Genomic DNA, 15,271 nt, shown 5'->3' on the forward strand with positions numbered 1-15,271 from the left:
GTGCCGTTAGCTCAGCCCAGTAGAATGAGCCTATGGAATGGCTGATCGGGCTTGGAATCGGACTAGCGGGGGGAGTGCTGAGCGGGATGTTCGGGATCGGCGGGGGAATCATCATCGTCCCTGCGCTGATCTACTTCATGCAGTTCTCCCAACAGAAGGCCCAAGGCACGTCGCTTGCGGCATTGCTCCTGCCCGTGGGCATCCTTGGATTTTGGAACTACTATCAGAAGCAGCAGGCCGACTTCAAGATAGGCGCGCTCGTCGCAGCCGGACTCTTTGTCGGCGCTTTCTTCGGCTCAAAAATCGCCGTGCAGATTGATGACACACTCTTGCGAAAGTCATTTGCCGTGTTCTTGGTCTTGGTGGCCCTGCAGCTCTTTTTTAAGAAGTGAGGAAGAGATTCGTGATTGGTGATTGGTGATCGGTAATCCGTGATCCGTAATCGGTAATCCGTGGTCAGTGATCGGGATTCTGATCTCTTGACGATCGTTCCCCCTTACAACCCTTACAATCCTTACAGTCCTTACAACCCAAAAAAGGGACTCCGCCGCCCGCAGAGCCCCTTCACGATCGGTACATACAGCGAGCATGCCCGCAGAATGATGCCTACGTATAAATGAATCGTCGCTAGTGGTTAGCCGATGCCGCCACCACCGCCCGTGCCGCCGCCACGACCGCCGCCGCCGCCAGCGCCACCGGTACCGCCGCCACGTCCACCAGCGCCGCCGCCACGACCCTGCTGAGGCTCAGCCTTGAACGGCTCGCCACCCATGGTCTTCAGCTTTGCTGTCTGGTCTGCGGTCAGAACCTTTCCGAGCTCCGCATTCATGGTCTCGTTGTTCTTCTGCATAGCAGCCTGCATATCTTCTCGGCTGATCTCTTGGTTCATCATCTTCTCGCCCAAAGATCGCATCGCCGCTGTTGAATCGTCGCTCAGCTTCTTGACCTTAGCCACCTGCTCAGCGCTCATGCCAAGCGCCTTCTGAACGTCGGCTTCCATGATCGCACGGTTGCCCGCCAGTTGGATTCGGATCTCGCCGAGTCTCTTAACCTGCTTCGCATCAAGAATCTTGGCAACCTCGGCCTTGTTGTCAGCCTGGATCTTCTCCATAGCCTTCATCATGCCTTCCTGATCGCCTTGGTTGTCCTGAAAAGCGGATCGCATTTTGTCGCGATTTGCCTGGTTCAGGGCATCAATCTTCGTCTTTTGCTCAGCAGTGATATTCAGGTCTTTCTGAACATCAGCACGTCCGAGCAGATTAAGCCCGCTCGTATCGTTGCCAAACATTCCGCCACGGCCTTGGCCTCCGCCAAATCCGCCAGCGCCACCTCGTCCTCCGCCGCCGCCACCCTGGGCAAACGCCATCGATGTAGCAGCTACCACAAGCACGGCTGCAACTGTAAATTTCCAAATTGTATTTCGCATAGCTCGCCTCTGTAAGTCACGCCGAAAAGCGCGTATTCTTACGAACTGAACGTTGTGACGTTAAGGCTGGTGTGAAGTTCAGAAAGAAAAGGCGAATATTTCTTAGATTTTTGAGCGGCAAGAATTGCTGTAGTCAACCTTAAAAACAACGATGCCCGAAGGTATTCCTTCGGGCATCGAATTGTTGGCGAGAAAGCTTAGCCCTTGCCGCCACCGCCCCCAGTCCCGCCACCTGTTGCAGGCGGTCCTTGTTTGGGTGGGTCCGTCTTCTTGATCACGCCGTCAAGCGCTCCCTGCGACTGCTTGGAGAGCTTCCTCTGCTCTTCCTCACGAAGTCTCCGAGCCTCATCCTCGTCACGAACGAGCCGAGGTGTAAGGAAGACGAGAAGCTCGGTCTTCACATCCTGCTTGTCGGTGCTGCGGAAGAGATTGCCAAGGATCGGAAGATCGCCCAACAGGGGAATCTTCTTGGTCGTGGAGTTCACCGTATTGCGGATAATTCCACCCAAGATAATCGTCTCGCCGTCCTTCACCGACACGGTCGTATCGGCTTCGCGCTGATTGATAATCGGCGCGTTGAAGTCGGTGAAGCCCTGAAGGTCGTTCGCCGTCTGCGTAATATCCATCGTCACATAGCCGTTGGAGGTGATGCGCGGGGTCACCGTCAGAATGATTCCAACATCTTCAAAGGCGTAAGTGAAGGTGAGGTTTCCGTTGGTATCTTCGCGTGAGCTCAGAACATAAGGAATCCGCTGGCTGATGTTGATCGTCGCTTGAGAGTTGTTCGAAGTGAAGATTCTCGGTGTGCTAAGGACCTGGAACTTACGGTCGGTCTTCAGCGCATTGAGGAACCCAGTCAAAGCACCGCCCGATAGCGTGTATCGGAAGCCCTGCAGTGGCGGGTTGGCATTCGCCAATCCAAAAGCGCCTTCGGAGTTTCCGGTGGTGCCCGGCGTTCCAAAAGGATTGCTCTGAGCGTACTTCCACTCCACGCCAAACTTGCTGCTCGCGTCAAGCGTCGCTTCCACGATAATCGTCTCGATCATCACCTGCTCAGGAATCCGGTCAAGCTGCTCAAGAATCTGCCGAATCAGTTCAACATTGTCGGGCGAACCAACAATGATCAGGCTGTTCGTGTTCTGGTCCGGAATGATCGTGACCTGGTTGGTAAGATCGCGAATGTTGATGAGGCGGCCCTGAGAGTCGCGGCCCTGCTGGGTTGCTGCTCCTGTAGCCTGATTGCCCTGTCGGTTTTGTCCGCCGAACTGGAAGGCGCCGCCCTGCTGAACGTAAACGTCCGTATCAAGGTAGCCGTCGCCGTCCATATCGATGTTCAGCGAGTTCCGAGCAAGCTCCTCTTCAGAAGGAACGTAAGCTTCGGGCTGTCCACCGCCCCGGTTGCCTCCGCCATTATTGCGGTTGTTATTGTTGTTCCGGTTATTGTTGTTGCCTGTCGTTCGACCCGTGTTGTTGCGGTTGTTGTTTCGGTTGTTCCCGCCAAACGCTTGGTTCAGGAGATCGGAAACCTGGTCGGCCCTTGCGTTCGAAAGCGGCACCACGAACGTCGACTGCTCAATGGTCACTTCTTTGTCGAGGTCCTTCAAAACCTGCGCAACAAGCGTGTGGTTCTCTTCGGTAGCGGTTACAACGATTGAGTTTGTACGAGCGTCCGCGACAACGGTGCCAAATGCGGCCTGCGCGTTGCCAAATCGGAACGCCTGCTGAAATCTCTGCTCAATCGGAACGCTCTGATTGCCCTGCCCGCCACGTCCTCTCGGAGCGTTGGTGGTCAGGATGTTCTGTATCGCAGCTGCGATCTGATCGGCAGCGGCAAATTCAAGCGTGTAAACCTTGGGCTTCAGCGGCTGATCGGTCTCTTTGTCAATCTGCTTGATGAGAGCCTCAACCTGCTTCTGCTCGTTCGACGGAGCGTTGACGATAACGGTGTTGCTGTAATCGTCAGAAGATGCACGAACGCTGGACTGTTGCCCACGTCCAAAGCCGGAGAATCCACCAAATCGGTTGTTGTTCTGTCCGCCACGGTTCTGCCCGCCGAACTGGAACGGATTACCGCCGCCGCCCCGCTGCGCATAAAGGCCGTCGCCGTCAATGGAGGCTTCTGGCTCACCGCGTCCGATGGAAATCGGCATTCCGCCGCCACCGCCGAGCGTTTGCATGAACTGATCGAACGCGCTCTGTGCCTGAGCAAAAACCTCATTCACAACGCGGGCGACCTGGCTCGCATTCGCATACTGAACAGGATAAACCTTGATCTCGTTTCGGCTGCCGCTGAACATCTGGGCGATCTGCTCTGGAGTCATCCCGCCGAACATGCTGTTCCCGCCGCTCTCACGGTTCTGCCTTCGCCCTCGAATCACGAGAGCGTTGCCCTCTTTGGCAAGTTCGAAGTTCTTTAGGCCAAGGGTTGTATTCAGAATCGAAAACGCCTCATCCAGCGGTACAGGATTGGGGCTCGTGATCGTTAATGTCCCAGTGAGAGCCGGGTCCTTGATGATGGTGAGTCCAGACGCTTTGGAGTAAACGGAAACGATCATGTCCACGCTGGCATTGCGGAACTCAAGCTTCATCCTCGTCTTGGGATTCAACTCAAACTGCTTCCACGCCGGTGTCTGTGCGATTCTGCTGCCGTCATCAAACTGCGCAAATGCCACAACCGGCACCAGCGCGATGATACAAATCAACCATTTAAAAACCTTCATTCGTCTGCTCCTGCATCTGTAGCCGGCATACTGTTGCCGTTTCCACGTCCCTGACCTCTTCTATTTCCCGACGTATTGGAGGGACTAATTCCAACCGCCCCGCCTCCACCGATATTCCCACTTAGGGTCGGATCCAGCGGTCTCAGCCCCGATGAACTTGCTACTGTCTGATCATTAAATCCATACGCTAAACGTAGCGTCTTTGGTTGCCCGTTTGGACCCACCATCGTCAGCGTTCCATCGCCAATCTCTGTGATCCTCACACGCTTCCAGCTTTGACCTGTTCTTATAAACTCTCCTACGCCCGAACTGCGGTTCTCAACGCAGGCCTCGCGCGCGCCGTCGATCTCAAACGTCCCGGTAAAGTACCAACCCGGTTCTCCACCCGCAAGGTCGGCTGGAATGGCGTCAGGCTCGTTCATCTGACCATTCTTGCCGCTCGACATGCGCGCAACTATAGGCATAAACGAATTATCGACAGATTCGTTCAATGGATCGAACCGTTTTGTGTAATCCTCTTGGGTCACTCCCTCCGGCATCTTGGCTGTCTTTGCCGGGGGCTTCGCTTTTTTGGCCTTTGCTGCGGCTGATTCGTCGCCGCTCATCTGCATATAGACTGCCGATAGCGCCACGACGACCAATAAGTACCAAATGGGTTTGCTAATCTTAAGCATGAGAGTCTCCTGAAACTTGTGCGGTCGTTGCCGCTGGGGGTTTTTCCCCGTCTTTCTTCTCGGGTTCGGGCTTGGCCATGTCCCGAAGCGCCATCAATCCAATCGTTGCTGAAACCGTATCACTCACACCGTCCGACGAAGAGAGCTGCACCATCGTCACGGCTACTTTGCCCTCCGCATTTTCGATAGAGCGCAGGAACGAGGCGACCTGAGGATAAGAGCCATCAAGCGTGACAAGGAACGGAACGCGCAAAAGCTTCCCGTCTTCAACGGTTCGCTGAGGGCGAAACGCTTTGATCGCCAAACCGTTCTCACGAGCGATCGCCGTTGCCCGATCAAGCACCTTGGGTCCGATCTGCTCGACCTCTTCCGACCACACCTTCGTTTGAGCGTAGGCTCGCTCCTTCTTCTCAAGCTCAAGGCTCGTATGCTTCTCGCCATTGATTGTCGCGATGCTGCTGTTTCGAGCGCTCTGCTTCATCGCTTCCGTGGGTCTTGGTGCAAAGTTGTCGTAAAGGAAGATGCCAAGCATCGCGACCCCAGCCACGATCATCACAGTATTTGCTGTCTTGATCTTCTGAGCGTTCGTGGCCATTATCTCTTTGCCCCCTTCTTCACATCCTCGAGCGGCAAGTTGCCCACCGCCCAAGCCGAGATCGAGAAATTCACAACCTCCGTCTGCTCAATGGTCGCGTTGTTGGCAAACACCAGCTTGACGTCTCGGAATCTTTCTTGCGCGGTCAGCGCCTCCAAATAGGCCGTTACGGCCTGGTTGTTGACTGCGGTTCCCCGAATCTGAACAACCCTGCCTCGGTCATAGTTGACACCCGTGATCCAAGCCCCCTCAGGGACGCTGTTCCCGATCAACACCAAGATGTCGCTTGAACGCTGGGCAGGTTCGAAAAGCCGTCGCACGCTGTCGCTAATGACCTTCGCATTCGCGGCTTTCTGTTTGGCCGCATCACGCTCTTGTCGCGCCGATCGCGAATTCGCCATCCACTCTGCGTTGCGCGTATCCACCGCTGCCGATTGATCCGACCGGTCCATAAACGCCAGTGCGCCCAGCATCACCGCCGCAACACAAAGGAGCGCGGCAAACCGCGCCCGGTTCGAAGCTTGCTTGGCCTCTCGACGAGCTACCTCTTCGGGCTGCTCAACGTTGACGCCAAGACCAAGTCCAACCCCCGCAAGAGCTTCAAGCGTCGAAGTCCGCGAATGATAATCGGCGGTCGGCAAATTCAAGCCACCAGCGGCCAACACCGGACCGCAGGCTATACCCACCGAAGAGTAAGTCCGGCACACCTCATCCTGAATCGCTTCCGGGTCCTCGGTCTTGGGAGCTACCCGGCTGTAGCGAAGCAGTCCATCTTTGACGATATCGACTGACAGACCCTCAAAGCCGATCTCGACAACCGCACAATCCGTGATGTTAAGCGAGCCAGCAAGAGCCAGCGCCCCGAGCGCCGAAGGAACACACGCCGCGACGTGGTAGCCCGCCTTCGCCAAGTCCTCCTTGGCAAGCTTGAGCGTCTCGTCCGATGTCGCCATCACACTGGCAACCCGCCCTTCCTGCGTCAGCTCTGTACCCAGCTTAAAATCGTATGCCACCTTGCCCTGAGTGATCGGAAAGAGCTTGCCAACCTGAAGAGCGAGGACTTGGGTGATCTCGCGCTCGTTGATGTTAGGCACGTGCGTGGTTCGCACAAACGCGCTTCGCCGAGAAAGGGCAAGCACAACCGCCTTCGCCAGTCCAGCTTTATCGGCAGCTCCCGACACGGTATCGGATACCGAAGCGGAACCCCCTGCCGCTGGCACGGCGGCGACATGCTTAGCCGACCATTCGATAACCGGCATCGCGCCAGGGATCGACTTTCTCATTGCGCCTCCGCAAGAACAATGTCGTTGGCGGCTTCGGGCTGCCAGCCCCACCGGGTCAAGAGGTTGTCCCCCCTCGGTTGGTCGGTGCGAAGAATGCGCGGTCCCGTGTCGGTCAGATGCACAAAGACCTCTTTAATCGATTGAGAACTTCCATAGGTTCCGATGACTCGTATCAAAAACGTTCGCGAATTGATCGTAAACAGATCGACAGACTGTCGAAGGATGTCCACGGTCATTCCAGGGATCGCGGCGATCTCCCCCAATGTCGTCATTCCTGCGTCTTGACGCTGAATAATCGCCTGCGAAATGTCCGGCGTAAAGGCCGGGATGCTGTTCAAAACGGCTTCCGATGCCGTGTTCAAATTGATCTTTCCGCCAAACTCCTGCTCTGTGCTAACCGTAAGGTTGTCGAGTATCGGGCCAACGGTTTGGGTTGTGACGTTGTTTCGCACCAGAAGGTCTTGCATGCTTGTGTAGGGTCGATTTTGGGCGATCTGCAATCCAAGTGGGATGTTGCCAATCGCTTGCCCGATCTGCACGCCTTGGGCCTGATTGGCATTGATGAGCTGCTGCCCCGCCGCAGCCACCGGCGAAGAAAGCTGCCCCGTCATCACCAAGTCGATCAAAAGAGGCTGCTGAGTGACATCGCCCTGCGCGAGGAACTGGTTGGAATTGTTGACCTCGGTGGGTTGATAAAGCGTAGCCGGTGTAAAACCCCGCACCAACAGCAGTTCGTCAACTGTAATGAAGGGGCGCAGCGCCGCGTTGTAGGCATACTCCAGGTTGTTGTAATACTCGTCCTTGGCGCCTTCGGGTCGTGGGGCTGTCTCTGGCGAACGCCAATCCAGCAAGCTCTCAACCTGCTCGTTTGTGAGTGGCAGCCGCTGCAACTGCTCTTGCGCCGCGGTGTTAAGATCAACCCTCGCCGAAGCGTCCACGATCTGAATGCGAATCGAACCCTCGGCAACGACAAACCTGTCCGACCCCGCATTGCCAAGCAAGGCCCATTCGTCTTGCGTTGTCGTCGGGGTGCCCGCTTCGATCAGTTCAAGCTCGGCCATCGCCCGCTGAACTCCCGACTCAGCCATCAGCTCCGCACGAATATGGTCGATTCGGTTTTGGCGGGCCATGTAAGACACGCGCTGAGTCGCCGCAAAAGAAGCCACGATGGCGACCAGCCCAACAAGAACGATGAGCGTCATGATAAACACACCGCCGCTATCCTTCCTGCGCATCATTGCCCACCCCCAATACCACCGCTGGTAGCTGCTGGGTTCTCCGGCGTGACGTCGCTAAACATGAGCCGAACCGTAAAGACGTGATTGCTGCCATCATCCGAATCTAAGGTGTAAGTCACACGCACCGCCGCCGGCAGTCGCTTCTCCGTGGCGATAGTGGTGTCCCATTCGGTGACCCATTGAATCCCGTCAAAGAACTCGAACCCGATGGACGTCACATGCTCATCCATCACCGACTCGTATCCGCCCTGGAAAGCGTCGCCGTCCGAAGGTCTTTGCTCACGTAAAAACAAGCCTGTTCGCCCCGCCGGATCGCCAACCGCAAGCACCGAAAGCCCAAACTCGGCGACACCGCCCTGTGGACCGTACGTCGCATTCAGGTCTTCAAAGGTTTCGGTAGCCGAAGTGTTGAGGAAAGCCCCGCTTGTCGTCGTCCCCGCCGACGTGAAGATCAAAGTGTCGGGGAGAGATGTCGATCCCGAAGCGGATGGCTCAATCGGATTCTCACCGTCGATGCTTGCCACAAAAAAGGTGGTTGTGTCCTCTTCAGCTGTAAGGAACGCCGTTTCAAGCAACCGCGTCACGCGGTCCTCAAAAGTGCGCTGGATCGCCGCTTGCTCTTGCCGAGGCGCGATGCGTGCCTGAAAGTTATGGGCCGCGACGTACGATGACGAAACGCCGGTCAGAATGATCGCGCTCATCGCTGCCACCAGCAGAGTCTCAATCAGCGTAATACCAGCTTGTCTGCTCCTCAAGGTTGCTGGCCTCCTGCATCGGTGGTTACGGGCTGTCGGAAGACAAGTCTTGTCAGGGAGTAGGAGATCGAATTGCCCTCTCCGTTGATCGTAAATCGAACGATCTCAAGGTTCTCGACGCCGCTCTGTTCAGTGCTCGCTTCCCAGCTGATATCTGGATAGCCTTCCACTTCAAAGTCGCCATCAAGCGGAGCTTGCTGATACTCCGCAGTCGCGATAATCTCATCAAGCTTTCGTTTGGCGAGCATCTGCAAATGCTCTGCCCTCTCTGCTCGCGTCTCGCCGTTGGCCATCTCGGCAAGAGCGCCCAAACATGCGCTGATGCCCAGGCCGAGCAGCGCAATAGACACCAACACTTCAACAAGGCTGAAGCCGCGTCGTTGACGCGCATATGAGGGACGACGATGTTGTTTAGCCACCACCGCGCTGCTCCCTCTCTCCCGCTTCCCACTTGGTCTGAGTTTGTTCGGGCAGTTCACCGTCGATAAATGCGGCTCGCCCGGTTACGTCATCAACCTGCATCGAAAACAGACGCCCATCCGAATCGAACTGAACCCCGCCTCGTGTGGCGGTCCCATCGGGATAAAACGCCATAAGCCAGGTTTCGGTGTTGGTCGTCGAGCCGTTCAAGGTCACTTGGTCCACCTGAACGCCGTCTGGCAATGGCACCGTTCGTATCGCTTGGCCCTGACCTTCATCAGCGCCGTCCTCAGTGAGTTCGATCTGATCGCCCGATACACGCAGCACAAAGACGGCTTTGCGTTCGATTGCCGTCTCCCGAGCCTCACCAAAGATCGCCTTTGTGCGGTTGATAAAGTTCTGGTAATCCTCAGCCCTCTGGAACGCGACAAGACGCGGCACTGCCAGAGCAGAGAACATTGCAAGCACCAAAACAACCACACCCAACTCAATGAGCGTGAATCCGGAGCGCTTATTGATCGACCGGATCGATGTCAGCGGCTTCTCCTTCTCCACCTGGCTGGCCGTCGCTGCCGTAGCTCGTCAGCGTGATGGTCTCCCCATCGGATGTGTAAATGTATTCGTTAAACCAGGGATCCGGCGGAATCGCCTTCTCAGTGTAAGGGCCCTTCCAGTTGTTGACGTTGCCCGGATCCTGCTCAAGAGCAAGCAAGCCCTCTTCGGTCGTCGGGTATGTCCCTGTGTCCAATTTGAAATTGGTCAATGCGGTGCGCAGCGCGGCAATGTCGCTCGCGGCTTTGGCGCGCTTGGCGTCGCCCGCTTTGTTGATGATGCGTGGCACGATCATCGCCGCAAGGATGGCCAGAATGAGGATGACCACCAAGAGCTCGATGAGCGTGAAAGCTTTTCGTATGTTTGGCCTTTTCAGCATAGTTTTTCTTCCCGTACTTCGTAAATTGTTATTTGAATTCTTCAATCTCGAAAGCTCCCTTACTTCACCAAGTCCTGTGCTTGGACGATCGGCAGGAGCACCGAGAGGATGACGAAACCGACAATCACACCCATCGCAACGACGACAATCGGCTCGACCATGGCGCTAATCCTGCGCATGCTCACATCAACCTCAAAGTCGAGGCTGTCGGAAACGCGGCCCAGCATCTTCGGCAGGTCACCCGTCTCCTCTCCGATTGCGACCATGTGCACGAGCACCGGCGGAAAAGAGCCGGTATCGCGCATCGACTGGTGGATCGCTTTACCGTCGCGAACATCATCCGCGACGAGGCGGCTTGTTTTAACAAACAAACGGTTGCCGCTTGCCATTCCCGCCAGCGTTAGCGCTTCGAGAATTGGCACACCGCCATAAACCAATGTTCCCAAAACTCGTGAAAACCTGGAGACGACCGCCTTAGAAATCACCTTGCCGAGGACCGGTGCCCGAAGAAGGAATGAGTCTCGCGCAAGCGCCCCCGCCTCGGTCGCGATCCAGCCGCGGTACAGCAAGAACGCGCCAATAAGCCCACCAAGAATCACCGTACCGTTGCTCGTCAAAAAGTCAGCGATACCAAGGAGAATCTTCGTTGTCGTCGGCAGTTCGTTGCCCAGGCTGTCAAACACACCCGAGAGTCGGGGAATGACAAAGGTGAACAGAAACACGACGACCAAAACCGCAACGACCGCCAAGATCGAAGGGTAGATCAGCGCCGCGACAATCTGGCTGCGGCGAGCAAGCTCGTTCTCTTGGAAGTCGGCGAGCTTTCCTGCAACTTCAGAAAACTGACCTGAAGCTTCACCGGCTTTGAGCGTCTCCGTGTAAACGCTGGGAAACTGCTTTGGAAATTTTGAGAGGGCTGCCGATACTGGCAATCCCGAACGAACATCCTCTAACGCTTGCTCCGCAATCGCCGCGAGCTGGGGGCTTTCCGATTGCTCGCCAATGACCTGCAAAACGCGGTCGAGAGGCAAACCTGCCGAAGCCAAATCCGCCATTCGCCGAGTAAACAAGGCGATGTCCTGCCGTGTCGCTTTCTTCTGACCCGTAGCCTTTGTTTGCGACACCTGCTTCTGTGCTTTGATCTCAAGCACATAGCGACCGTCTGCGGTCAAAGTAGCCACAGCCGCTTCCTGCGAAGCAGCCTCAAGAAAACCCGACTGCTTCTTGCCGGAAGGTTCAACAGCGGTATAGGCGAAGGTTGTCATTCGCGGTTAAAAGTCCTCCCGTTGGCTGACTCGAAGCACCTCTTCCGGAGTGGTCTTGCCGTTAAGAACGGCAAGCTTGCCGTCTCCGAGAAGCGTCCGCATTCCCTGCTTCTCAATAGCGTGGTTTCTTATGGTCGATGCCGACGCCCGCGCAACCGTCAAGTGCTTGACCTCTTCGTCAACCACGAGCAACTCAAAAATTCCCTGTCGTCCCTTGTAACCAGAACCCAAACACTTGTCGCAGCCCTTGCCCTTCATCAAGTTAGCGTTCTTAAGTTCGTCGAACCGGATGCCAACCGAATGCAGGGCATCCTCGTCAAACTCGTATGGCGTCGAACAGAAAGGACAGTTGCGACGAACAAGCCGCTGGGCAAGCACTCCAAGAAGCGAACTTGCCACCAAGAACGGCTCCACGCCCATGTCGATCAATCGTGTGATCGCGCCGGGTGCGTCGTTGGTGTGCAGAGTGCTGAAAACAAGGTGTCCCGTCAAGGACGCATGGATCGCAATCTCGGCTGTCTCATGGTCGCGGATTTCACCGACCATGATCACGTCCGGGTCTTGCCGAACGATACTGCGCAGTCCACTGGCAAAGGTCAGACCGATGTTCGATCTCACCTGAATCTGCCCAATTCCGGCGACTTGGTATTCGACCGGGTCCTCAATCGTAAGGATGTTCTTCGATGGCGAATAAATCTCTTGCAGCGAAGCGTACAGCGTCGTGGACTTTCCACTTCCCGTCGGACCGGTGGAGAGGATAATCCCGTACGGCATGTTGATGAGCCGTTGATACTTTTGGAGGTTGTCGCCCGCCATGCCAAGGTCGGTCATGCTCAGCATCGCCGTGCCCTTATCGAGAATACGCATAACGCATCGCTCGCCAAAAACGGTCGGCACGATGGAGACACGGATATCGACGCCTCGACCCGCGATGGTCAGCTTGATGCGTCCATCCTGGGGTAGTCGCCGCTCGGCGATGTTCATCTCGCCAAGAATCTTAATGCGTGAAATAAGCGCCGCGTGCATCCGCTTTGGCGGCCTCATCACGTCGCGCAGCATGCCATCGACGCGGTAGCGCACCTTGACCTCTTTCTCGTAAGGTTCGATGTGGATGTCCGATGCCGCGTCGCGGGCGGCTTGGGCGAAGATCAGGTTGACCATCTGGACGACGGCAGTCTCGCCCGCCATCTTTTGAAGGTCAGCAAGGTCAACGCTGTCGTCGATTTCGGTGATGCCGCTGTCATCGGATGGCAGTTCGGCAAGCATCCCCTCAAGAAATCGCTCTTCGATGCGCTCACGCAGCAGTTGCGGATCAGCCATGACCGCGCGTGTGGGCATTCCCGTGAGAATTCCAAGGTCATCGACGGAGGTTAGAGATTCGACGGAACCGATGGCGACGACGAGCGTCTCACCTTCAACGTACATCGGCAAGACCTGCCGATTGAGGGCAAAATCTCCCGGAGCCAACAAAATGGCGTCATGATCGGGCTTGACCTCGTCAAGGTCCACCATCGGTAGACCGGCGTTGTCAGTCCGCGTTTGGCCATTTAGGCCCTCCTTCGTGGGGATAGTATTCATTGCTAGAGCCAACCTAAGGTTGGAGTACGAGCCGAGACGCCAAGACTTCTCCATTGTTTAGTTCACGTCACACCATTTCAACAAAAACAGGTCCAAAGATCGAACAGGGATAAACTGGGAACTATGTGGACAGCCGCAATCGTAGTGTTGAGCCTTACCCTTGCGCCACCTCAGGCGAAGCCAACCGAGTCTCCCGCAACCAAAATCGTCGCCGGAGCGCGCCAGCAACTGAACTGGGGAACAACCTATAACGGCGCCTACGTCCGCATCAACTATCCAAACGGAGATGTCCCTAAAACACAGGGTGTCTGCACCGACGTCGTGGTTCGTGCCTTCCGTCACGCCGGTTATGATCTACAGCAGCTGATCCACGAAGATATGAAGACTGCGTGGAGCTCCTACCCTCGCTACCCCGGCAACTCAAAACCCGATCCCAACATCGACCATCGCCGCTGCCCAAACCAAATCGCTTTCTTCAAACGCCACGGCAAGAAGCTGACGACCTCTGTCGAAGCCGCCAACAAGAGTGAGTGGAAGCCGGGCGATGTGGTTTTTTGGAAGCTATCCAGCGGCCTTGACCACGTGGGTGTCCTCACAGACAAACGCAACGAAAAAGGACTGCCGCTCGTGATCCATAACCTCAACAAACCCACCGAAGAGGACGTGCTGGAGAGCTACAAGATCGTCGCACACTTCCGATACCCAAGGTAAATGCCCGAACGCCCGAACACCCGAACGCCCGAACGCCCGAACGCCCTAACGCCCTAACGCCCTAAAGCCTGTACGCCCGAACGCCGAACACCCCCACTCCCCTCAAAGCCCATAAATCTCGGAATACTTTGCCGTCAGCGCGGTCATATAATCTTCCGAGCCCATCGGCTTGCCGGTGACTTTCATGATCAGTTCGCGCGGCGGATACTTCGAGCCCTGCAGATAAATCTTCTCTTGCAGCCAGGTCAGAATCGGTTCGAACTTACCCTCTTCCATCAGCGCGTCGGTGTCACCCACATCCTTGCGCAGGCAGTTCCAGATTTGGTAGCTCAAAAGGTTGCCCATCGAATACGTTGGGAAGTAGCCGATCAGCGCGCCTGACCAGTGGACATCCTGCAAACATCCCACCGAGTCGGTCTCCGGTGTGATGCCCAAATAGTCCTTGTACTTTTGATTCCACGCCTCGGGAATGTCCTTGATAGCGAGCTTTTGCTCCAGCAGGTCGCACTCCATCTCAAACCGGACGAGGATATGGAGGTTGTACGTGACCTCATCGGCCTCCACCCGAATGAACGACGGTTCCACCTTATTGATAGTCCGATACCACGTGTCGATGTTGAAGGCCGTCAGCTCAGAGAACGTGGCCTGCAGGTCAGGCAAGTACCGCTTCCAGAACGCCTTGGAGCGTCCGACGATATTCTCCCAGGTTCGCGATTGGCTTTCATGAACGCCGAGTGAAACGCCACCCGCCAGCGGAGTTCGATCCCAAGCTGTCGGCGAACCTTGCTCATACATGCCGTGTCCAGCCTCGTGCAGCGAGCCAAATATCGCTGAACCGATGTAATCCTTGTAGCGCGTCGTCAACCGAACGTCGTTCACCGAGAAGTTTGTGCAGAACGGGTGTGGTGCGATGTCCTGTCGTCCGCGGTCGAACGAGAACCCAACCGCTTGAACGATCTTCTCCGTAAATTGTCGCTGCTTATCCACATCCCAGTTCCCATAGAGACGTGAATCGTCGATCTGATTTGGGCTGTCCTTAATCGCCTTCACGAGGTCCACCAACGGACCCTTCAGCGAGTCGAACATGGAACGAACCTCGGCAGCGGTTGCCCCCTCTTCATACTGGTCGAGCAGGGCGTCGTAGATATGATCCTTGTATCCAAGGTACTCGGCCTCTTGGCGCGAGATATCGAACATCTTCTCAAGGATCGGCGCAAACGAAGCGAAGTCGTTGTTAGCCCGCGCCTGAACCCAGTGCTCGTGAGCTTCCGACGAGAGACGCATCTTCTCTTCAACTAACTTCGAGGGAATCTTTGTGGCAAGGTCATAATCGCGCTTGCTGATGCGCACCATCGCCGCATCGTCGCTTCCGGGTGTAACCTCAGAGGCCGCCGCCTCAAGCAGCTTGCCCATCTCGTCGGACGTCATCAGCTCGTGCGCCATCCGGCCGAGGAGTCCAACATGAGCGCCCCGCGCCTCACCGCCGCCCTTGGGCATGTAAGTCTGCTGATCCCAATCCAAAACGGCAGTTGCCGCATTCAAAGCGTTGATATCCGCGAGTCTTGACTTAAGATTCGTAATCGTTTCTGACATAGCTAATCCAATGTTACCGGGCACAGGCGTAGGTTCGTTTGCCTTGCTCGGCCCTTTGGCTTCTTCATGCAAGATTTCCATC

15 protein-coding genes are annotated in these 15,271 nt (G+C 56.1%); 2 read left to right on the forward strand and 13 right to left on the reverse strand.

Features of this window, described 5'->3' with window-relative positions; translation table 11 throughout:
* Window positions 1-32 precede the first annotated feature (32 nt).
* Window positions 33-392: a sulfite exporter TauE/SafE family protein gene (locus KF784_00555; GenBank protein ID MBX3117526.1), complete on the forward strand. Its 360-nt coding sequence runs from the start codon at window positions 33-35 to the stop codon at window positions 390-392.
* A 242-nt stretch (window positions 393-634) separates the two neighbouring features.
* Here KF784_00555 and KF784_00560 read toward each other — a convergent pair whose 3' ends face one another.
* The 12 genes from KF784_00560 to gspE all read right to left on the reverse strand — a co-directional run bounded on the left by KF784_00560 (window position 635) and on the right by gspE (window position 12,885).
* Window positions 635-1,426 (reverse strand): Spy/CpxP family protein refolding chaperone, encoded by a 792-nt coding sequence (locus tag KF784_00560; protein ID MBX3117527.1) that lies wholly within the window; start codon window positions 1,424-1,426, stop codon window positions 635-637.
* 197 nt (window positions 1,427-1,623) lie between these two features.
* Window positions 1,624-4,146, reverse strand: a complete 2,523-nt coding sequence (locus KF784_00565; protein MBX3117528.1) for a hypothetical protein — start codon at window positions 4,144-4,146, stop codon at window positions 1,624-1,626.
* Window positions 4,143-4,820: a hypothetical protein gene (locus KF784_00570; GenBank protein ID MBX3117529.1), complete on the reverse strand. Its 678-nt coding sequence runs from the start codon at window positions 4,818-4,820 to the stop codon at window positions 4,143-4,145. The genes KF784_00565 and KF784_00570 overlap by 4 nt, the downstream gene beginning before the upstream one ends.
* Window positions 4,813-5,415 carry a type 4a pilus biogenesis protein PilO gene (gene pilO / locus KF784_00575; GenBank protein MBX3117530.1) on the reverse strand — a complete coding sequence of 201 codons (603 nt, stop codon included), beginning with the start codon at window positions 5,413-5,415 and terminating at the stop codon, window positions 4,813-4,815. Before pilO ends, KF784_00570 begins: the two co-directional genes overlap by 8 nt.
* The gene (locus tag KF784_00580; protein ID MBX3117531.1) at window positions 5,415-6,698 is read right to left on the reverse strand and encodes a PilN domain-containing protein; all 1,284 of its coding nucleotides are present in this window, start codon (window positions 6,696-6,698) and stop codon (window positions 5,415-5,417) included. The genes pilO and KF784_00580 overlap by 1 nt, the downstream gene beginning before the upstream one ends.
* Entirely contained in the window at window positions 6,695-7,936 is a 1,242-nt protein-coding gene (locus tag KF784_00585) for a general secretion pathway protein GspK (protein ID MBX3117532.1), read from the reverse strand. The genes KF784_00580 and KF784_00585 overlap by 4 nt, the downstream gene beginning before the upstream one ends.
* Entirely contained in the window at window positions 7,933-8,691 is a 759-nt protein-coding gene (locus KF784_00590; protein ID MBX3117533.1) for a prepilin-type N-terminal cleavage/methylation domain-containing protein, read from the reverse strand. Before KF784_00590 ends, KF784_00585 begins: the two co-directional genes overlap by 4 nt.
* Window positions 8,688-9,110 carry a type II secretion system protein gene (locus KF784_00595; protein MBX3117534.1) on the reverse strand — a complete coding sequence of 141 codons (423 nt, stop codon included), beginning with the start codon at window positions 9,108-9,110 and terminating at the stop codon, window positions 8,688-8,690. Before KF784_00595 ends, KF784_00590 begins: the two co-directional genes overlap by 4 nt.
* Complete coding sequence (locus KF784_00600; protein ID MBX3117535.1) at window positions 9,103-9,666, reverse strand: type II secretion system protein; 564 nt, start codon at window positions 9,664-9,666, stop codon at window positions 9,103-9,105. Before KF784_00600 ends, KF784_00595 begins: the two co-directional genes overlap by 8 nt.
* Window positions 9,623-10,042, reverse strand: a complete 420-nt coding sequence (gene gspG / locus KF784_00605; GenBank protein ID MBX3117536.1) for a type II secretion system major pseudopilin GspG — start codon at window positions 10,040-10,042, stop codon at window positions 9,623-9,625. The genes KF784_00600 and gspG overlap by 44 nt, the downstream gene beginning before the upstream one ends.
* A gap of 59 nt (window positions 10,043-10,101) precedes the next feature.
* Entirely contained in the window at window positions 10,102-11,307 is a 1,206-nt protein-coding gene (locus KF784_00610) for a type II secretion system F family protein (protein ID MBX3117537.1), read from the reverse strand.
* A 6-nt stretch (window positions 11,308-11,313) separates the two neighbouring features.
* Window positions 11,314-12,885 (reverse strand): type II secretion system ATPase GspE, encoded by a 1,572-nt coding sequence (gene gspE / locus KF784_00615; protein ID MBX3117538.1) that lies wholly within the window; start codon window positions 12,883-12,885, stop codon window positions 11,314-11,316.
* A 123-nt stretch (window positions 12,886-13,008) separates the two neighbouring features.
* Here gspE and KF784_00620 point away from each other — a divergent pair, with 123 nt between their 5' ends.
* Window positions 13,009-13,596, forward strand: a complete 588-nt coding sequence (locus KF784_00620) for a DUF1287 domain-containing protein (GenBank protein MBX3117539.1) — start codon at window positions 13,009-13,011, stop codon at window positions 13,594-13,596.
* 102 nt (window positions 13,597-13,698) lie between these two features.
* Here the strand turns inward: KF784_00620 and KF784_00625 are convergent, their stop codons facing one another.
* On the reverse strand, window positions 13,699-15,189 hold the full coding sequence (locus KF784_00625; GenBank protein MBX3117540.1) for a carboxypeptidase M32: 1,491 nt from the start codon (window positions 15,187-15,189) through the stop codon (window positions 13,699-13,701).
* Between the last annotated feature and the right edge of the window lie 82 nt (window positions 15,190-15,271).

The sequence above is a fragment of the Fimbriimonadaceae bacterium genome, from assembly GCA_019638775.1.
Taxonomy (GTDB): domain Bacteria; phylum Armatimonadota; class Fimbriimonadia; order Fimbriimonadales; family Fimbriimonadaceae; genus JAHBTD01.

Excerpts from the sequence above, each read along its gene's own strand:
- KF784_00555 (MBX3117526.1), top strand. The coding sequence starts at position 33 with ATGGAATGGCTGATCGGGCTTGGAATCGGACTAGCGGGGGGAGTGCTG.
- KF784_00560 (MBX3117527.1), bottom strand. The coding sequence starts at position 1,426 with ATGCGAAATACAATTTGGAAATTTACAGTTGCAGCCGTGCTTGTGGTA.
- KF784_00565 (MBX3117528.1), bottom strand. The coding sequence starts at position 4,146 with ATGAAGGTTTTTAAATGGTTGATTTGTATCATCGCGCTGGTGCCGGTT.
- KF784_00570 (MBX3117529.1), bottom strand. The coding sequence starts at position 4,820 with ATGCTTAAGATTAGCAAACCCATTTGGTACTTATTGGTCGTCGTGGCG.
- pilO (MBX3117530.1), bottom strand. The coding sequence starts at position 5,415 with ATGGCCACGAACGCTCAGAAGATCAAGACAGCAAATACTGTGATGATC.
- KF784_00580 (MBX3117531.1), bottom strand. The coding sequence starts at position 6,698 with ATGAGAAAGTCGATCCCTGGCGCGATGCCGGTTATCGAATGGTCGGCT.
- KF784_00585 (MBX3117532.1), bottom strand. The coding sequence starts at position 7,936 with ATGATGCGCAGGAAGGATAGCGGCGGTGTGTTTATCATGACGCTCATC.
- gspG (MBX3117536.1), bottom strand. The coding sequence starts at position 10,042 with ATGCTGAAAAGGCCAAACATACGAAAAGCTTTCACGCTCATCGAGCTC.
- KF784_00610 (MBX3117537.1), bottom strand. The coding sequence starts at position 11,307 with ATGACAACCTTCGCCTATACCGCTGTTGAACCTTCCGGCAAGAAGCAG.
- gspE (MBX3117538.1), bottom strand. The coding sequence starts at position 12,885 with ATGAATACTATCCCCACGAAGGAGGGCCTAAATGGCCAAACGCGGACT.
- KF784_00620 (MBX3117539.1), top strand. The coding sequence starts at position 13,009 with ATGTGGACAGCCGCAATCGTAGTGTTGAGCCTTACCCTTGCGCCACCT.
- KF784_00625 (MBX3117540.1), bottom strand. The coding sequence starts at position 15,189 with ATGTCAGAAACGATTACGAATCTTAAGTCAAGACTCGCGGATATCAAC.